Origin of the sequence: Nostoc commune NIES-4072, from assembly GCF_003113895.1 — a bacterium.
Classification (GTDB): Bacteria; Cyanobacteriota; Cyanobacteriia; order Cyanobacteriales; family Nostocaceae; genus Nostoc; species Nostoc commune.
On sequence record NZ_BDUD01000001.1, the window covers coordinates 6720749 to 6738022 of the forward strand.

Annotated in this window: 14 protein-coding genes and 2 pseudogenes; 9 read left to right on the plus strand and 7 right to left on the minus strand. The window is 39.6% G+C overall.

Going from position 1 to position 17274, the window contains the following annotated elements; genetic code table 11:
* Positions 1-38: 38 nt before the first annotated feature.
* From CDC33_RS30120 to CDC33_RS30135, 4 genes are all read left to right on the plus strand, one after another.
* A complete protein-coding gene (locus tag CDC33_RS30120) occupies positions 39-1328 on the plus strand; it encodes a tellurite resistance TerB C-terminal domain-containing protein (RefSeq protein ID WP_181374244.1) in 1290 nt (429 codons plus the stop codon).
* A 209-nt stretch (positions 1329-1537) separates the two neighbouring features.
* Positions 1538-2866, plus strand: coding sequence for an ATP-binding protein (locus tag CDC33_RS30125; protein WP_109012040.1), 1329 nt, complete (start codon positions 1538-1540; stop codon positions 2864-2866).
* A 153-nt stretch (positions 2867-3019) separates the two neighbouring features.
* Positions 3020-3439, plus strand: a complete 420-nt coding sequence (locus CDC33_RS30130; protein ID WP_109012041.1) for a XisH family protein — start codon at positions 3020-3022, stop codon at positions 3437-3439.
* Entirely contained in the window at positions 3427-3762 is a 336-nt protein-coding gene (locus CDC33_RS30135; RefSeq protein ID WP_109012042.1) for a XisI protein, read from the plus strand. The genes CDC33_RS30130 and CDC33_RS30135 overlap by 13 nt, the downstream gene beginning before the upstream one ends.
* A gap of 261 nt (positions 3763-4023) precedes the next feature.
* Here CDC33_RS30135 and CDC33_RS30140 read toward each other — a convergent pair whose 3' ends face one another.
* From CDC33_RS30140 to CDC33_RS30150, 3 genes and pseudogenes are all read right to left on the minus strand, one after another.
* Positions 4024-4851 carry an IS982 family transposase gene (locus CDC33_RS30140; RefSeq protein WP_109006873.1) on the minus strand — a complete coding sequence of 276 codons (828 nt, stop codon included), beginning with the start codon at positions 4849-4851 and terminating at the stop codon, positions 4024-4026.
* An 89-nt stretch (positions 4852-4940) separates the two neighbouring features.
* Positions 4941-5204, minus strand: a pseudogene (locus tag CDC33_RS30145) (Uma2 family endonuclease); the annotation flags it as partial.
* A gap of 185 nt (positions 5205-5389) precedes the next feature.
* Positions 5390-6556: a n-acyl-d-glucosamine 2-epimerase gene (locus CDC33_RS30150; RefSeq protein WP_109012043.1), complete on the minus strand. Its 1167-nt coding sequence runs from the start codon at positions 6554-6556 to the stop codon at positions 5390-5392.
* A gap of 197 nt (positions 6557-6753) precedes the next feature.
* Between CDC33_RS30150 and CDC33_RS30155 the strand changes: the two genes are divergently transcribed.
* Positions 6754-7653 (plus strand): aspartoacylase, encoded by a 900-nt coding sequence (locus CDC33_RS30155; RefSeq protein WP_109012044.1) that lies wholly within the window; start codon positions 6754-6756, stop codon positions 7651-7653.
* A 421-nt stretch (positions 7654-8074) separates the two neighbouring features.
* Here the strand turns inward: CDC33_RS30155 and CDC33_RS30160 are convergent, their stop codons facing one another.
* Positions 8075-10450 (minus strand): NHL repeat-containing protein, encoded by a 2376-nt coding sequence (locus CDC33_RS30160; RefSeq protein WP_109012045.1) that lies wholly within the window; start codon positions 10448-10450, stop codon positions 8075-8077.
* A 517-nt stretch (positions 10451-10967) separates the two neighbouring features.
* Here CDC33_RS30160 and CDC33_RS30165 point away from each other — a divergent pair.
* Together CDC33_RS30165 and CDC33_RS30170 are read left to right on the plus strand one after the other, a co-directional pair.
* Positions 10968-12137, plus strand: a complete 1170-nt coding sequence (locus tag CDC33_RS30165; protein ID WP_109012046.1) for a glycosyltransferase family 4 protein — start codon at positions 10968-10970, stop codon at positions 12135-12137.
* Positions 12138-12210: 73 nt separating this feature from the next.
* Positions 12211-13350 carry a glycosyltransferase gene (locus CDC33_RS30170; RefSeq protein ID WP_109012047.1) on the plus strand — a complete coding sequence of 380 codons (1140 nt, stop codon included), beginning with the start codon at positions 12211-12213 and terminating at the stop codon, positions 13348-13350.
* A 231-nt stretch (positions 13351-13581) separates the two neighbouring features.
* Here CDC33_RS30170 and CDC33_RS30175 read toward each other — a convergent pair whose 3' ends face one another.
* Positions 13582-13851: a hypothetical protein gene (locus tag CDC33_RS30175; RefSeq protein ID WP_109012048.1), complete on the minus strand. Its 270-nt coding sequence runs from the start codon at positions 13849-13851 to the stop codon at positions 13582-13584.
* A 457-nt stretch (positions 13852-14308) separates the two neighbouring features.
* Between CDC33_RS30175 and CDC33_RS40710 the strand changes: the two genes are divergently transcribed.
* Both CDC33_RS40710 and CDC33_RS40715 read left to right on the plus strand, forming a co-directional pair.
* On the plus strand, positions 14309-14449 hold the full coding sequence (locus CDC33_RS40710) for a hypothetical protein (RefSeq protein WP_244919443.1): 141 nt from the start codon (positions 14309-14311) through the stop codon (positions 14447-14449).
* Positions 14437-14577: pseudogene (locus tag CDC33_RS40715) on the plus strand (transposase); the annotation flags it as partial. The gene CDC33_RS40710 and the pseudogene CDC33_RS40715, both read left to right, overlap by 13 nt.
* Before the next feature lie 162 nt (positions 14578-14739).
* On the opposite strand, the gene CDC33_RS30185 reads toward CDC33_RS40715, so the two are convergent.
* Positions 14740-15183 (minus strand): GNAT family N-acetyltransferase, encoded by a 444-nt coding sequence (locus tag CDC33_RS30185; RefSeq protein ID WP_109012049.1) that lies wholly within the window; start codon positions 15181-15183, stop codon positions 14740-14742.
* A gap of 146 nt (positions 15184-15329) precedes the next feature.
* The gene (aspS, locus tag CDC33_RS30190) at positions 15330-17117 is read right to left on the minus strand and encodes an aspartate--tRNA ligase (protein WP_109012050.1); all 1788 of its coding nucleotides are present in this window, start codon (positions 17115-17117) and stop codon (positions 15330-15332) included.
* Between the last annotated feature and the right edge of the window lie 157 nt (positions 17118-17274).

A 17274-nucleotide genomic window follows, 5' to 3' on the forward strand; every position in this document is an offset into this window, starting at 1 on the left:
CTTTTTCTGATAATTTAACTACGCTAAAAACCAGCAATATGCAATCAGTAATGATCAGCAATCGATTTATACTAGGGATAGTTGCCTTTAGTGTGAGTTTTGGTCTTAGCCTCGTCCCAAACTGGGATTTTAATAAAGCCTTTCTCACAGGTTTAATTACAGCCGTTACTATCTATGCAACAGCATTGTTTGTAGATAAGCGACGCAGAAATTATGAAATGTTTATTTTAGGTTCTATCCACAAACGAATTAAAGAAATGGAGGGTTTAAAGGCTCGTGTAGTCAGAGAAATTAATCAAATCGAAGAACATCATAATTTATTATATGCAGAGTCACAACAACTGCAAAATCAAGTAACAGAAAGCCGTAACCAAAGAGAGAGTTTACATCGAGAATTAAGAACATTTACCGGACAGAAAAAGCAATTAGAAACTGAAATTAATAGCCTGCAAACTGAAGTTAATAACTTGCAGAAAAATATAACAGAATTGAACAATGCTTTTTCCGTCCTCACAGCAGAAAAGCGCCGTCTAGAGTCGAATTGTAATGCATCTCGTAGTGAAATCACCCATTTGCAAAGTCAAATTTCTGAACTCCAGCAAGAAAAACAAGAAATTGAAAGTAATTTAACTCTTTTAGGCAGACTCAAACCCCAATTAGAAGAAAAATTATACGAATTGCGAATTGCAATTCAAGAGCTAGAAGTTGAGACAACCCAAAAAAATCAATTGTTAGTAGCGGCAAAAGCCGAAAGAGAAAATATCCAAGCTATCCTAGATTCTTCACGAACCCAAATCGCAGAACATAAAGCTGAATTACAGCAGTTGCAAGAGCAAGTTTCATTATTGCAAGAAGAACGAGATTCCTTACAAAATCAAGTATGGGAATTACTACAACAAACAGAAACATTCAATTCAGAACATTTGTCTGATAATTCCCATGAAGATGATAATGAATTGTTTCCGTTTTCTGAGATAATCGAAACTACAGCAATCATCAACAATTCAGAAGCTGATACATCAGAAAGTTTACCTGAAGAATGGACTAATTTTTTAGAAAATCTCCCAGTATACGAACTAGAAGTATTAAAAGCTATAGTTGAACAAGATAATCCTAATACTGCTATTAAAAAAATTGCTGAAGCAAACATTACTATGCCAAATTTGTTAATCGATTCTATAAATGAACGAGCAAATGATACTATTGGTGAATTAATAATTGATTCAAATTCAGAAATTCCAGAAGTTTACCCTGAATATATGACGCATGTCAAAAGAATAATTGCAATGTATGAAGACCGAATAGCTAGACATGCTTCGTCAAATTAAATTATTATTGCCGTCGTCAGATTAGTAGTAAGGTGAGTATGTACCTTATACCAATTCTCTATGAAGATGCATAGAATATTAAACGAACCGCCAAGAACGCCAAGAACGCCAAGAATAGAGAGTTACTTATTTAGTGCAGCTTCACATTAAATTGGTATTAGCTAACTTACTGTGTGCTTCTGTGTTTAGAATAAAGTGAAGTGTAATACATGGCAAAGCTCAAAATCTCGAAAAAAATCTCCACTGCTTTAATCAATTCCCTTGGTGCTGGGGTAGTACCAAGAGTGGGAGTTGAATATATAGCAGTAGGCCGAGAAAAAGAACTCAAAAGCCTATTACAAAATCTTGATGATATTGGAGAAGGTGTAGCAGCATTTCGCTTCATAATTGGTAACTACGGTTCTGGTAAAAGTTTTTTATTGCAACTAATACGTAACCGGGCTATGGAGCAAGGTTTTGTAGTAGCTGATGCTGATTTATCCCCTGAACGCCGATTAGCTGGAAGCAGCAATGAAGGTGTAGCTACCTATCGAGAATTAATGAGCCACCTAGCTACAAAAACTCGTCCTGATGGTGGTGCTTTAGTCTCGATTTTAGAAGGATGGATTAATAAAATTCAACAAGAAGTGGTTAAAGAAACGGAAATGCGTCCGAATGACGATGGTTTTGATGACCAAGTTGAATCGAAAATTAGGGAAGTAGTTCAGTATATTGAAGGCTTAGTTCACGGTTTTGATTTTGGTAGCGTGATTATTGCTTATTGGCGTGGCTACCGATTGGATGATGATAATTTAAAAAATGCGGCAATGCGCTGGTTGCGCGGAGAATTTACTACTAAAGTTGAGGCAAAAGCAGCTTTAGGAGTGCGCGTTATTATTGATGATGATAGTTGGTATGACTATATAAAATTGTTTGCGAAATTTGTCGCTGAAATTGGCTATAAAGGACTGTTAATTTTAGTTGATGAAGCTGTACATTTATATCAAATATCTACTACAGTCACGCGGGAAAAGAATTATAATCGACTCCTGGCAATGTTTAACGACACCATGCAATGTAAAGCAGAACATCTTGGCATTGTCGTTGGTGGAACAACCAAGTTTTTAGAAGACCCCAAACGAGGACTTTTTGCAGACCAAGCTTGGCAAAGACGCACAAAAGAAAGCCGTTTTGTTGCACAAGCTAATGTTCAGGAACATTTAGGCCCAGTGATTCGGCTAAATCCGTTGAGTGAAGCAGAAATTTTGACGCTTCTGCAACGTTTAGCTGAAATTCATGCACTCAATTTTGGCTATGAACAGACTTTGACAAATCGTGAGTTGAAAGAGTTTGTGCAAGAAATTATTAATCGCTTGGGTGCAGAAGCATTACTGACACCAGGGGAAATTGTGCGAGATTTTATGAGTGTGCTGAATATTCTTCACCAAAATCCAGGAATTGCGTTTGGTGAATTAATTCATGGCTCTAAATTTAAACCTACTGCTATGGGTAAAGACGCAGATGTGGATGAGGATGGCGCAGCAGAATTTAGTTTGTGATTAATGATGAAGACACTGAACTAGAAGAACAAGCAAATTACTCTACGAAGCGCAAAATGTTGGGTAACGCATTGCCTCAACCCAACCTACAATTTTCCACAAAGCCAAGCGTATTGATTTAAAATCAGGTAAAAAAGTGTGTGAGTGAAAGAAATGTCGGCCAAAGACTTATTCCATGAAGCAGTCAAGAAGGGTCTTCAGAAAGAGCAGTGGATAATTACACATGACCCATTAAGGATCGAGTTTGGCAAGGATGATGAAGTTAGAATAGATTTAGGTGCAGAAAGACTCTTAGCGGCTGAAAAAGCAGGAGAAAAGATTGCGGTTGAAATTAAAAGTTTTTTGAGTGACTCAGCATTGTTTGATTTTCATCTGGCACTGGGGCAATTTTTGAACTACCGTTTAGTTTTAGAAGCTAGTGAAAGAGAACGCATATTATACTTAGCAGTGCCAATTGCCGCTTATGAATCGTTTTTCCAACGTGATTTACCCCAAGCATCAGTGCAGCAATACCGAATAAAGTTGATTGTATATGATCCAGTGGATGAGGTGATAGTTAAATGGATAAACTAGCATTTTATCGTCAGTGTATTCAAAAACTATTGACTGAATACGGCGATGTTAGACCTATAAACGGCGAAATTGAGACGCAAATACTTTTTGATACAGAACACGACCATTATCAAATTGTTGATTTGGGATGGGATAAACATCACCGCATTTATAATTGCGTGATGCATTTAGACATTAAGAGCCATAAAATTTGGATTCAACGTAACCAAACTGATAAGTTGATTGCTGATGAATTGGTAGCAATGGGTGTACTAAAACAAGATATTGTATTGGGCTTGCAGCCTGTCTATGCCAGAGAATATACAGGGTATGGTGTGGGGTAGGGCTAACCAAGTTCAATCGTATCCAACCACGGGAGCGACTGTACTCTCTGGAAACAATCGGCTCAAGTCTAATAATGCATCTTCAAATCCAGGAATCGCTACTGACTAGTTAACCCAAGTTGCTGGTTATCGACTGATATGCACTTGTTATCACTCAATTCATGCGATCGCGTACAACAAAGTTGGTGCCTAGCGCCAACGTGCCGATGCCATTGTTGCCAGCATTCAGCTACTTAAATGCCTATTAGTTGTATAAATTACTTATTCAATAAAAGCTTGTTGAAGAGTAAAAGAAAAAATGAATGCTTGTAGCTTAAGTAAAAACCCTTGATAAGTGACTGCATGTATTGATTTTGGAAAAACACAAGTGATACTACTAAACACAGTTTCGATATAATGCCGAGTATGTTGTTTAATATATTGATTCCAAGGCTGGTCTTGACGCTTGGAGTTCTTTTTCCTCATGACTTTTAAAGAAATGTGACTTGTTTGTTCCAAGTCATCCTCAATCGTGTAGTCGGTGTAAGCTGAATCACCATAAATTTCACTACCAGGTGGTAGATTCAAGGGTAAGGCATTTAAAGCACGTACATCGTTGGCACTACCAGGCATAAACACAAATTCGACAGGAATACCATTTTTGGTTGTTAATAACTGAACTCGAACCCCGTAAAAATATCGTTTTTTCGATGCGATGTAACCTCTATACTGCGCCGACTGTATTATTTTTACATTAAAGATACGGATGTTATCGCAGATGGGCACTGGGAACGAGTCTAAAAGATATTCAGTGGAATCACTAATTTCCTTCAGTGCCATTCCCACTTGATGAAACAAGTCGTTGATTAACATTGAGACACTGTGTAATCTCCGGTTAAATCGTGACTTTTCTAACATATTAGATATCAACTTATGTTCTTTCATATAGGTACAAGCCTTACTATGATTACCATTAAAGAACATCGCCGATGTTATTGCCGTTGTAATAATTTCTGCGTCATTCATCTCTCGACGACAATCTTCATTATGCCCAATCGCCTTTAACAGGTCGTCTATGATAGCATATATGGAAATTATTTCGTTTAGCATTTAGCCCTCCTAATTTTCTCTTCTTGGAGGGCATTTTATTGCTTTACTGTCCCAAAGCGATCGCCCATAAGAGTAACTAGCAACTTGGGTTAGTTAGATAGAAAAATCTGCTTGCTGAGATAGCTAAACTTACTTTGAGCATTTTGATATGGCTGGCTGTGATGCTCAAGTTGACGAGCCGGTAAATTCACAATCCAGTAATGATAAATTCCGGCTTCTGCATACAAAGACAACTTGGTTGTTTGATCGTAATCTATTGTTTTATCTGAAATTTCAATAACCAACAAAATATCTTCGGGATACGGATGATGAGCAAGATAATCTTCATCTCTTCCTCGTGCAATTACAATATCCAATACCTTTAAGAAGAGTATTGATTGCATAAGGGAAAGAGATACCCGCTATTGCATTAAAGTATGACTTGACTATCCAGTGTGGATCGGTTCTATAGTCTATGTCAAATAATTCTTTGAGCATAAAAAATCAGATGCGTTTTCCCTGAAGATTAAACTGACTGCGTTGTTTACTGCCGCAGGCATCACAATGCCTCAAATTGCTGTAAGCATTGGTACAATGCACGCGGTACGTGAAAACATCCTTTCCATTTGCCACCTTTAAGGTTCAACAATACTTCTCCCCGCCGATTGAGATAGCCAAACCATTCACCGTATTCTGAATCAGCAAAGTGTGACCAAGTGTAATCGTGCATCTTTTGATACCATTTCCAACATACCTCACGCCCACTCAAGCGATAACCCATTGCTAATGCAACTAAAGACTCTAGGTGAACCCACCACAGCTTTTGATCCCATTCCAATTGTTGTGGAGGATGACCATCTGCATCCATAAAGTAATACAATCCGCCGTAGTCGCTATCCCAAGCAAAATTCAGGATGTTTAGCACGACATCAACAGCTTTGTTAATTGTTTTAGTGTCGTTTTGGCGACGCGCGATATCCATGATGAACCACATAGCTTCGATACCGTGACCTGGATTAATCAGCCGTCCCTCAAAAGAATCTATGTGGGAACCGTCAGGGGTAACGTTTTCGTACATTAGTCCCCGTTCTTGGTCGAGAAAATCGGCCATCACTTCCCGGACAGTCTCAGCTAGGACATTCTCTAACGTTTCCTTTGGTAGCAACCATTCCATTTCTAAAGTCAGGTTAGCTAAAATCATTGGTACAGCCAACGATTTCATCGGGCGTGTGCCGGGATAGGTTTTATTATATTTGCCCTTGGGGTTGTCCTTGCGGCGTAATACGTTATCATAAGCCTGCATCGCCACATCCTTTGCCCATTCTTCGCCGCCAGCGAGTGCATATTTACTAAATGCCATTGCTGCAAAGCAGTCAGAAAAGATATTGTAAGGCTCAACCAGTGGTTTCCCTTCACGAGTGAGAGCAAAGTACCAGTTACCATCACCATCTCTGCCATGTTGGGCGAGAAAATTAGCGCCATTGCTAGCAATTTTTAACCAGTTTTCGCGTTTTTCTAGCTGGTTGTAAAGCATGGAAAAAGTCCACACCTGGCGGTTTTGCAGCCAAATGAATTTGTCGGTATCATAAATTTTGCCGTAGCGATCAAGACAGGTAAAATAGCCGCCTTGCTCCCAATCGAGAGAATATTTTTCCCAAAAGAGGAGTACGTCGTTGAGGAGAGCGTTTTTGTAAAGTTCAGCGAGCGCTTGAAAATTATACTCCATAAATTTCCTCCCCTTTTGTACTAAAACCAACAGCTTAACAGTTATCACATTTTGGCTCTAATATGGGCGTAGGCGTAGCCCGTCGTAGACATCGCGTCAGCCTTTTACAAGATTTAGTCAGCAGCAGGTATACTTCTATCTTGTATCTTGCACCATTCTCAATAACCGTAGGGTAATTTTTTAGAGATGAGGTTGTTATGAGTCAGATTGAACGAGTTGCGATCGTTGGAGGAAACCACGGTAATGAGTTAACAGGAGTACATCTTGTCAAAAAGTTTCAGCAGTATCCAAATTTAATCCACAGAGCAAGTTTTGAAACTCTGGCATTACTTGGTAATCTCAAAGCTATTGAAGAAGGCAAACGATACATTGACAAAGATTTAAATCGTTGCTTCACTAATCAAGGCTTACAAAATCCTCAACTCTCAAGTTATGAAGATACACGGGCAAAAGCAATTCAACAGATATTGCAACCGCAAAATCAGCCCTCTGTAGATGTAATAGTTGATTTGCATAGCACAACTGCCAACATGGGGTTAAGTCTGATTTTTTGTGACATGCATCCTTTTTTACTCCGGTTAGGCGCTTATTTGAGTTCTACAAATCCGATGGTAAAGGTTTTTGTTAATCAACAATCTAGAGAAGGTGGTTTTCTCCGTTCTTTGTGCGAATTGGGTTTTGTTATAGAAGTTGGTGCTGTGGCTCAAAATATCTTAAATGCCGAATTATTTCAGCAAACAGAACAACTTATCTACGGAATTCTAGATTATTTTGAAGCTTACAACCAAGGTAATATTCCGCAGAAAAGCAGTACGCTTACATTTTATCAATACATTAGGACTATCGATTATCCAAGAAGCGATGCCTACGGCGGGCTGCGCCAACGCGGGGAGATTAAAGCCATGATTCACCCCCACCTTCAGTTTAGAGATTATGAACCTTTGAATCCAGGCGATCCAATGTTTATAACTTTTGAAGGAAAAGAAATTTTCTATGAAGGAGAGTTTACTGTTTATCCTATTTTTATTAATGAAGCAGCTTACTACGAGAAAGGAATTGCAATGCATCTAAGTCAAAAACAACAAAAGATAGTTTAAAAGGCGTTCCATAAGGTAATTGATGAATATTCTATAACTAATCCAAATACATTCGATGCACGGCGCTTACTGCTTTTAGGTAGCTAGGGGTAAAGCATTCCGAGACTTAATGGCGCAATTGCTATCAGAATCAGATGCACAACTGCAAGTCTGGAAAACCAAGATTCTGGAAGCTGTTGGCGACAATGGACAAGTCTTGGATTATCAACTAGCTATTCAATTGTGGTAAAAAAATATGGGGGGATGTAGAATTTTCACAAATGATTTAGGGCGGCTATAGAATCCTAAATTATTCGTGAAAAGTTAGCTCTTCGATTTATTTGATAAGTCGTGGATCTGGACACCGCAAATTTTTACAAATCAGATAGGATTGCTATAGCTATTTCCTAAACCTTTTTTAAGCGCACACGATATTAAACGCTTACCCTGGTAGCCGATAGATAATTACTTTTCCTTTCCAATTTTCTTCCACAAATACCAGATGTTCACCATTTGAACGACGAAAAGCGCGGATACCATAAGGTATATCAATCCAGCCACTTTCGCTGCCAACTTCTGGGCCTGGTTTTAACTGTTGTACTTGCGCTCCTGTCTTGGCATTATAGACATATACCTCTGCGGTTTTGACTGTTACGGCAAATACATAGTCTCCCGCCACACTCATAGCCGCCGTAGATACTTCGCGTTTACCCGTGGTGTCATAGGGAATCACAATTCGCCAACGGGGAGTACGATTTCCTTTACTCCAGTTGTCAAAACGGGCAATCTCAGATCCAGCAACTCCAGTATCGTCACCGAATGCAGGGTGATCTCCTGTAAAGCCTGACAAGTACATAGTATCTGTTTGGGGGAAATATTCGAGCCGCCGCAAGTCGTTAAATATCTTGGGAGTAGTTTGCTTTTCCATCGAACTATAGCTGTAGATGGGGTTGCCTTTAGCATCTATTCCCTGTAAAGGATAGTGTCGAATGCCATCTTCTGTTCGCAAAGCTTTCCAAACATCTCCTTTGCTGTCTACCCACCAGCCGCCGATATAGGGATAATCTTTGCTGGTATCATATTCGTTCTTTTCAAATTTGCCATTTCCGTTGCGATCGCGCCAGATCCATTCCCCTTGTTTTGGTTGATTCGGTGGCCAATTCCCCTTGAGAAATGGTTTATCTGCGCCATTGCTACCGACAAACATTCCGGTTGGAATAGCTACTTTACCATCTGTGTCTGGATTGAAACGATATATTTGCAGAAAGCTATTATACATATCTGTGAGGAACAGAAACCGCTTTCCTTGGATGCGGCGAACAAAGGTTCCATCTGGCGATGTATGCAGACGGGGATCTTGAGGATATTTGAAAGGATTTAAGGTGTAGGCTTTGTAAGTCCATTGCTTACCAGCAGCCTTACTGTAATCCATGAGATAGTGTTCTTGTTTGGTGAATAAATCTACACCATCAGTTTTAGGATCGGCATCTGCATTATCGACGAATATCAATCCTAGCGATCGCCATATTAGTTTTCCCGATGGCGAAAATTTCCGCAAATCTGTTCCTGATTTGTTGAAACCATTACTATTTATATAAATATTGCCTGAAGCGTCTGTACCAATTCCGGTAAGTCCATAAAGTTTCAAATCTCCAACTTCACCAGGAACTCCTGCATAAATACCGCCTTTAGAACCAAAACTACCCACTTGCGTCGGCTTATCTTTGATGTCATAAATCAACATTTGCTGACGCGGCCCATTTTCTGCCACCAACAGCTTACCTTGATGATCAATTGCGATCGCAGTTGGTTCAACAATATCTGCAATCTGTTGCGGTAATTGCTTTCCACTCGGCGAATAATGAAGAATCTTGGCAGGCTTACTACCATTTTTGCTTTGAATAATCCACAGATTTTTTTGTGGATCGATAGTTATTGCTCCGGGATTAGCAACTGTAAAAGTGCGTAGTTCTTTCATCGTATCAGTATCATAGACACGAATCTGATTGGTAGCAAAATCACTCACATACAACTCGTTTCCCACAGTTGCTAATCCAGTGACTTCATTTTTAGTACTGGTAATTAACATACTTTTATCCCAACCACGCCCTTTAGAAAAAGGCGCAGGTTTTCCCGACAAATCATAGCGTCTAACGCAATGCCAAGCTGTTCCTTCTGCTGGGTAATCTTCATTAGTTTTACCCTTAGATCCCTGAGTCATGGCAATGTAAATATATTTACTATTTGCTGTTACAGCTATGCCACCACCACGACTCCAGCCGTGAGTATCCCCAATAGCACCAATAACCTTACCATCCTTATAGATGGCTGCTTCCATTCCCGCTTCATCCCAATGGCTGTTAGTATAAACTGTGCCATCAGAAGCAACATACATTGCCTCAATATTGTTTTGTACTCGCAGATTTCCACTGCCAATCGTGTTACCTATCCACGATGTTTTATAGGTAGGTGTGGATGTTTCTGTATTGTTTTGTACTAGCAGATTTTCACTGGCAATAGTATTACTTATCGAGATTTCTTTGTGTGTAAGTATAGGTATTTCAGTATTGTTTTGTACCAGTCTTTCGCTGTCAATAGTATTACTTATCGATGAGGTTTTGTAGATAAGCGTGCGTGTTCCACTTGTTGCCCAGTCTGTTGTAATTCCAAGGGTAGTAACAATTAGTCCAACAGTCAAACTGAGTAAAAAATTGAAAGTTTTAGTTTTTTTTATATATCGAATTTTAAATATTCTTTTGAGGTGCTGGTTGAGTTGGTGACGGAGTTTTATTAACTGCGCCAGGAATTTATTTTTCATATACTTTTTAAGCTTTTAATTATTTATATACAATCACTTTTTCGGTAATCCGCAAAAAATATAACTATTTTGAAGTGGCTAAGATACAGGCTATGTATAGACATGACATTTAATAGCAAGTTTTACATAAGCTTTATAAAACTCACCTGATTCTTTGATTTTTCAATTAGTATATTTCAGGTATTAATATTTACCTGTTATTTAATATCAGTGGTAAAAACTAATACAAAATAATTCTAAATTTATTACTTTTTATCAGCTTTTCTCTCTTTCTATATATAGCATTCAGCTTTCTTGATTGGCAGGTTACATGTCTAACTAAGTATTATTTAGTTACTAAAAACACAGTTTCAATTCCTTGTTGACGTTGACATATAAATAGTTTATAAATTGGTGTTCTATACAAAAACTTTTATTGGTAATGTATATTTGAAAATTTTATTGATTCAGGTTTGGATACAGATGTAAGAGCGTGTAAAAATGCATCTGTTTTAATATATTTATAGGAGATATATCAGTGGAAAATAAACCAGAAAATTATGCTTCATCATCTGCATCTATTCTCACTCTCGGATTGGGCTGGTTTCCCAAAAGCCCCGGAGGATTAGAAAGGTATATTTATGAATTAACTCATAAATTATCTGCAAATAAAGACCAGGTTGAATTATGCGGAGTCGGTTTACCAGAAGCTGAAAGAAATTCGCCGATTAAGTTGACTAATTTAGCGAGTCCTGACAGTGCTATTTGGCAAAGATTATGGTCTATTCGCACTAATTTTCAGAAAACAAGAGTAGGCAAACCAGATGCTATTAATTTGCACTTTGCATTATATAGCTTTCCTATTTTAGATATTTTACCAAAGGGAGTCCCAGTTACTTTTAACTTTCATGGCCCTTGGGCTTCTGAGAGTCAGCAAGAGGTAGTTAATAAAAACCTTAGTCTTTTAATCAAGCACTGGCTAATAGAACAAAACACTTATAATCGCTGCGATCGCTTCATTGTTTTGAGCAAAGCATTTGGTAAAATTTTACATGATAAATATCAAGTACCGTGGGGCAAAATTAATATTATTCCTGGTGGAGTTGATATTAACTGGTTTCAGCCAAATTTATCACCCCAGGAGGCTTGTACAAAGCTAGGCTGGCCAACTAATCGCCGTATCCTATTTACATCGCGCCGCTTAGTGCATCGAACCGGAGTTGATAAGTTATTACAGGCACTGGCTATAATTAAGCCCAGAATACCAGATGTTTGGCTTGCGATCGCAGGTCGTGGTCACATCCAAGCTGCACTACAACAACAGGCTACAGAATTAGGACTAGACGACAACGTTAAATTTTTAGGTTTTCTACCTGATGAGCAATTGCCTATAGCTTATCAAGCTGCTGAATTATCTGTCATGCCTAGCCAATCTTTTGAAGGATTTGGATTAGTAATAATTGAGTCTTTAGCGTGTGGTACTCCTGTTTTATGTACCCCAGTTGGAGGAATGCCAGAAATTTTATCAGGATTTTCACCCGATTTAATTACTACTTCAACAGAAGCCTCAGCTATTGCTGAAAAATTAGAACAAGCACTATTGCGAAATATCCCCGTACCTTCACGAGAAGCCTGTCGCCAGTACGCTACCAGAAACTATGACTGGAATCAAATCGCCCAACAAGTACGGAATGTTCTATTAAATTAATAAAATAGAGACGCGAAAATTGCTTTGTAGCGATTTATCGCGTCTGAACTATATTGTATTACAAGAAGGTTTTATGAGAATTTTTTTTCTAGATCAAAGTGGTAAACCAGGTGGCGCAGAATTGTGTTTAATAGATATTGCTAAACCGTACAGAGATAACACTTTGGTAGGTTTATTTGCAGATGGGCCATTTAAAGATTTATTGCAGCAAAATCATATCCCAGTAGAAGTTCTTGCAACTCAAGTAATCCAAGTTCGTAAAGAAAGCAGTTTGCTACAAGGATTAAAGAGTCTGGGACAACTTGCGCCTTTGATTACTAAAGTAGTTAAAATAGCGCGTGAATACGATTTAATCTATGCCAACACCCAAAAAGCATTAGTTGTCGGAGCATTAGCAAGTTTCTTCAGCCGTCGCCCTTTGGTTTATCATTTACATGATATTCTTTCCACAGAACATTTTAGCCAAACTAATCTTCGCATTGCTGTTAACTTAGTTAATCGTTTTGCATCATTAGTAATTGCCAATTCTCAAGCAAGTAAAACAGCCTTTATACAAGCGGGAGGACGCCCAGATATCATCGAAGTTGTCTATAACGGCTTTGAACCAAAAAACTATCAAACTGATGAGTCTGACATTAATAAATTACAGCAACAGTTAGGATTACAAGGAAAATTTGTAGTCGGACACTTTAGCCGTCTTGCACCTTGGAAAGGGCAGCATATTTTAATTGATGCCCTTGCCAAATGTCCGTCAGAGGTGACGGCAATTTTAGTGGGTGATGCACTATTTGGCGAACAAGATTATGTCCAACAGTTACACGAACAAGTTACTGAACTAGGATTAGAAAACCGCGTCAAATTTTTAGGATTTCGTTCTGATATTCCCCAGTTAATGGCAGCTTGTGACTTAGTAGCACATACCTCTATTTCCGCAGAACCCTTTGGTAGAGTGATTGTAGAGGCAATGCTATGTGCAAAACCTGTAGTTGCAGCAAAAGCTGGCGGTGTAATGGAATTAGTAGAACATGGACTTAATGGTTTTCTAGTGACACCAGGAGAACCCCAGGAACTTGCACAAATAATTATCACCTGTCTTCAGGAGACGGAAATAACTGCAACTATAGCTAATAATGCCCGGACTACTGCTAGTCGGCGTTTTGATGTTGCAATAATTAATCAGCAAATTGCTCAACTTCTGTCTGGCAGATTATAACTACCTGATTCAATACTGCTCGGGTAAAGGATTTTTAACTCGGAATTGGGTTTAGGTTAAAGGTTTTTTCTTTCCCCTTTCCCCTTTAACCGAACCGTATTGGGCGTACTTGGCGGTTCGTTTTTTCAAATCTACTCATGATTCCGTTAGCCGTCAGACTTCAGTCTGCGGCTACACGAAGTCAGCCTGCTTATGCAGGCTTTATATTTCTGCTAAACTCTGCACTATAGCTCAAGCCGCTTCCCGCAGTTGTGCTTGTGACGGCACACTCACTTCTGGAAATGAAAGCGAGAGTTGTTCGGCTTGAGGGACTGCGGCTTGCTCTAAAACTTGAACTTCGATATTTACGCTCACTAAATAACTGCCTGTATCAGCACCAACCGCTTCAGCAATTAATTTGGCAATGTCTGGGCGTTTGGCAGTCAACGGGTCACGTAAAATACACCTATCCCATTCATGCTTGGCAGTCGGATTGAGGTTGAGAATGTAATGCTTCATCATCGAACTAACCCTTGAATCCATCTTCCAGAAGGTGTTCACAGAGCCGTTATACGTTTTACTAGGCTTTGTGGACGCTATATCTATTATAGTATATTTGTACTAAAATGAGCGATATCTAAGTGAGAAAGTAGGGAATATATAGGATTACTATTTGATTTTTGAACGAAATTAAGTATTGTAGAGTGTGTTAGAACGGAGTTCGTAACGCACTATGAACACGAGTTTGATGCCGTACTCTCTGTGCTAACACATCCTACGTATATTTTCTCCAAATAAAACCGGATTCCTATAGACCAGGGATAAGAGGTTGTTTGAAAAGTCAAAGAGGTGGTAAAAAAACTCTCTAAGTATAAGCTGTGAATAGATAATAGACACCACTGAGAGAGCAGCATGAGTAAAACATACCGGCAAAAAAGTTCTCAAATTGGTCAAACAATCTAGCAAGCAGGTATCTCGTTTGACAACCATCTGGGTGGATGGCGGCTTTGATGGTGCGCTGTTCATGCAGTGGGTGATAGACTTTTCCTGTTGGATTGTGCAGATGGTACTGCGACCAGAACAAACCAAAAGCTTCGTATTACTCAAAAACATTGGGTAGTAGAGCGCACTTTCGGTTGGGTCATGCGGTGTCGGCGATTGGTCAGAGACTATGAGCTATTGCCCGAAACATCGGAGACGTTTATCTACATTGCTATGATCCGGATCATGGTGAGGCGATTAGCATAAAATTTGACCTCTCTAGGACTTACGCAAAAATTGCTAAAAAGCTTAATTTCTCGAACCGCCAAGACGCCAAGAGCGCCGAGAATTCGTAGAGTGTGCGTAAGTCCTACTCTCAAAACTTTTCAAACAGCCTCTAAGGCTTTGAGTTTGTTTGTTGTCATCCTATTATTGCAACCGTAAAGCATAATGGTAAAACTCTTCATTCTTAACGTAATCTCGCGCTTCATAAAGTTTTTGCGCTGTTATGTTAGAAATTTGAGTAGCTAAAATCACTCGAACGGCTCCACTCTCTTTTGCATATTCTTCCGCAACACTCATCAATAACTTTGCAATTCCCTTCCGACGATACGGCTCTTCCACATACAAATCGTTCAATATCCATATCCGTTTCATCGCCACTGAAGAAAAGCCGGGATAAAGCTGAGTAAATCCAACTAATTCTCCATTGTCATTAGCTGCAAATACTACCGAGTCATTATTGTTGAAACGTTCTTTGAGAAACTCTTTGGCAGCTTCAAGGTTTGATGGCTGATTATAAAAAATACGATACCGATCAAATAGTACTGAAACACTTTCAAGATGATTAATATTAGCCAATAAAACTTCCATTGAGTGTCCTTGTAACTTCAATGCAGTTTATACCCAATACTGCTTTGTTAAGGGAAATGGGAGGTGAAATCAAGAAAAATATTTCCTTTCTCAATTCAAGTAATCGGTGGGCATTGCCCACCCTACTTAGACAATTCCCTGGTTAACTAAGACTTTGGTTTATAAGTTGAAGCAACGTGCAATTCTTTCAACTGTTTAGCATCTACACTCGAAGGTGCATCTGTTAACAAACAACGTGCTTGTTGTGTCTTCGGAAAAGCAATGACATCTCGAATAGATTCTTCTCCAGCTAGCAACATTACCAAACGATCTAAACCGTAAGCGATGCCACCATGCGGTGGTGTACCATATTCAAATGCTTCTAAGAGAAAGCCAAATTTACTTTGTGCTTCTTCAGGAGATAAACCGATCGCTTCAAACACCTGCTGTTGAACTTCTCGCTGATAAATCCGCAGACTTCCGCCGCCAACTTCTACGCCATTGAGTACCAAGTCGTAAGCTTGGGCGCGTGCAGTCTTTAAGTCGCTCAAATCATCAGGATGTGGTGCTGTAAACGGGTGGTGCAGTGCTTCTAGACGTTTTTCGTCAGCATTCCACTCAAACATGGGGAAATCTGTAATCCAGAGTAAGTTGATTTTTTCTGGATCAATTAAGTTAAATTCTCTAGCGATCGCTTGCCGTAATCTATCTAATGTCTTATTAACTGTAGCAGCTTCCCCTGCCCCAAACAATAACAAATGTCCAGAAGAAGCACCTGTGCGGCGTAAAATTTCTGCTTTTTGTTCAACGCTGAGGTTGTCTTTAATCGCACCAATGGTATCAATTTCGCCATCATCTCTGACGCGGATAAAAGCTAAACCCCTAGCACCGGCTTCGCTGGCTTCTTTAAATAAATCACCGCCTGGTTTAATCCGGACATTAGAAATTACATCGTTACCATTGGGAATGGGCAGGATTTTGACGATACCGCCATTGGTAACAGTGTCTCGAAAGACTTTGAAACCAGAGTCTTTGACAATATCCGAGACATCAACTAATTCCAAAGCATAGCGGGTATCTGGTTTATCACTACCGTAGCGTTCCATCCCCTCAGCGTAAGTTAGGCGGGGGAAAGGACGCTGCAACTCAATGCCTTTAACTGTTTTGAAGATATGGGAAACTAAGTTTTCATTCAGTTCGATAATTTCTTCTTGGGACATGAAGCTCATTTCCATGTCCAACTGGGTAAATTCCGGTTGCCTGTCGGCGCGTAAATCTTCGTCACGAAAGCAACGCGCAATCTGATAATATCTATCTAAGCCGGATACCATCAGCAATTGTTTGAATAGCTGGGGTGATTGCGGCAAGGCATACCACTCGCCAGGATTGACGCGGCTGGGTAGAACATAATCCCGCGCCCCTTCTGGGGTAGAACGGGTAAGTATTGGGGTTTCGACTTCGATAAAACCTTCCAAATCTTCCAAATAACGACGCATGGCTTTGACAATTTGATGACGCAGTTGCAAATTTTGCGCCATACGTTCGCGCCGCAAATCCAAATAGCGATATTTCAGCCGCAAGTCTTCCCGCACTGTCTCGGTGTCAGCTACAGAAACTTGGAAAGGTAACTGTTTGCGAACAGCATTCAGGAGTTGAATTTTATCAGCGTAGATTTCCACCTCGCCTGTTGGGATGCGGGTATTCAGCGATTCTTCGGGACGTTGTGTTACTCTACCAGTGATTTCGACAACATATTCATTTCGCAGGGCGTTCGCCTGTTCATAAGAATCTGGGGTGCGTTGCGGATCGCTGACGATTTGGACGATTCCAGAGCGATCGCGTAAATCTAAAAATATCACACCACCGTGATCGCGGCGACGGTCTATCCATCCGTAAAAGGTAACAGTTTCTCCAATATGTTCTTTTCGGAGTTCGCCGCAATAGTGAGTTCGCATAAGTCTTAGTTATTGTTTCCGGGCTAAATTGGCAAGCAAATGTCAAAGCTTTCCCATTATCTAGCATCAATAGTAATTGTAGTAATAAACATACAATAATCTCACGCCAATTTGGCAAAAGTCGATTCGGGGGATGAGTGAAACGCAAAAGCTCAAA

What these genes read in the sequence shown, in the direction of transcription:
- CDC33_RS30185 (WP_109012049.1), bottom strand. Translation starts at nt 15,183, where the DNA reads ATGGAAGTTTTATTGGCTAATATTAATCATCTTGAAAGTGTTTCAGTA.
- CDC33_RS30170 (WP_109012047.1), top strand. Translation starts at nt 12,211, where the DNA reads ATGAGAATTTTTTTTCTAGATCAAAGTGGTAAACCAGGTGGCGCAGAA.
- CDC33_RS30155 (WP_109012044.1), top strand. Translation starts at nt 6,754, where the DNA reads ATGAGTCAGATTGAACGAGTTGCGATCGTTGGAGGAAACCACGGTAAT.
- aspS (WP_109012050.1), bottom strand. Translation starts at nt 17,117, where the DNA reads ATGCGAACTCACTATTGCGGCGAACTCCGAAAAGAACATATTGGAGAA.
- CDC33_RS30160 (WP_109012045.1), bottom strand. Translation starts at nt 10,450, where the DNA reads ATGAAAAATAAATTCCTGGCGCAGTTAATAAAACTCCGTCACCAACTC.
- CDC33_RS30150 (WP_109012043.1), bottom strand. Translation starts at nt 6,556, where the DNA reads ATGGAGTATAATTTTCAAGCGCTCGCTGAACTTTACAAAAACGCTCTC.
- CDC33_RS30175 (WP_109012048.1), bottom strand. Translation starts at nt 13,851, where the DNA reads ATGATGAAGCATTACATTCTCAACCTCAATCCGACTGCCAAGCATGAA.
- CDC33_RS30130 (WP_109012041.1), top strand. Translation starts at nt 3,020, where the DNA reads ATGTCGGCCAAAGACTTATTCCATGAAGCAGTCAAGAAGGGTCTTCAG.
- CDC33_RS30140 (WP_109006873.1), bottom strand. Translation starts at nt 4,851, where the DNA reads ATGCTAAACGAAATAATTTCCATATATGCTATCATAGACGACCTGTTA.
- CDC33_RS30135 (WP_109012042.1), top strand. Translation starts at nt 3,427, where the DNA reads ATGGATAAACTAGCATTTTATCGTCAGTGTATTCAAAAACTATTGACT.
- CDC33_RS30125 (WP_109012040.1), top strand. Translation starts at nt 1,538, where the DNA reads ATGGCAAAGCTCAAAATCTCGAAAAAAATCTCCACTGCTTTAATCAAT.
- CDC33_RS30120 (WP_181374244.1), top strand. Translation starts at nt 39, where the DNA reads ATGCAATCAGTAATGATCAGCAATCGATTTATACTAGGGATAGTTGCC.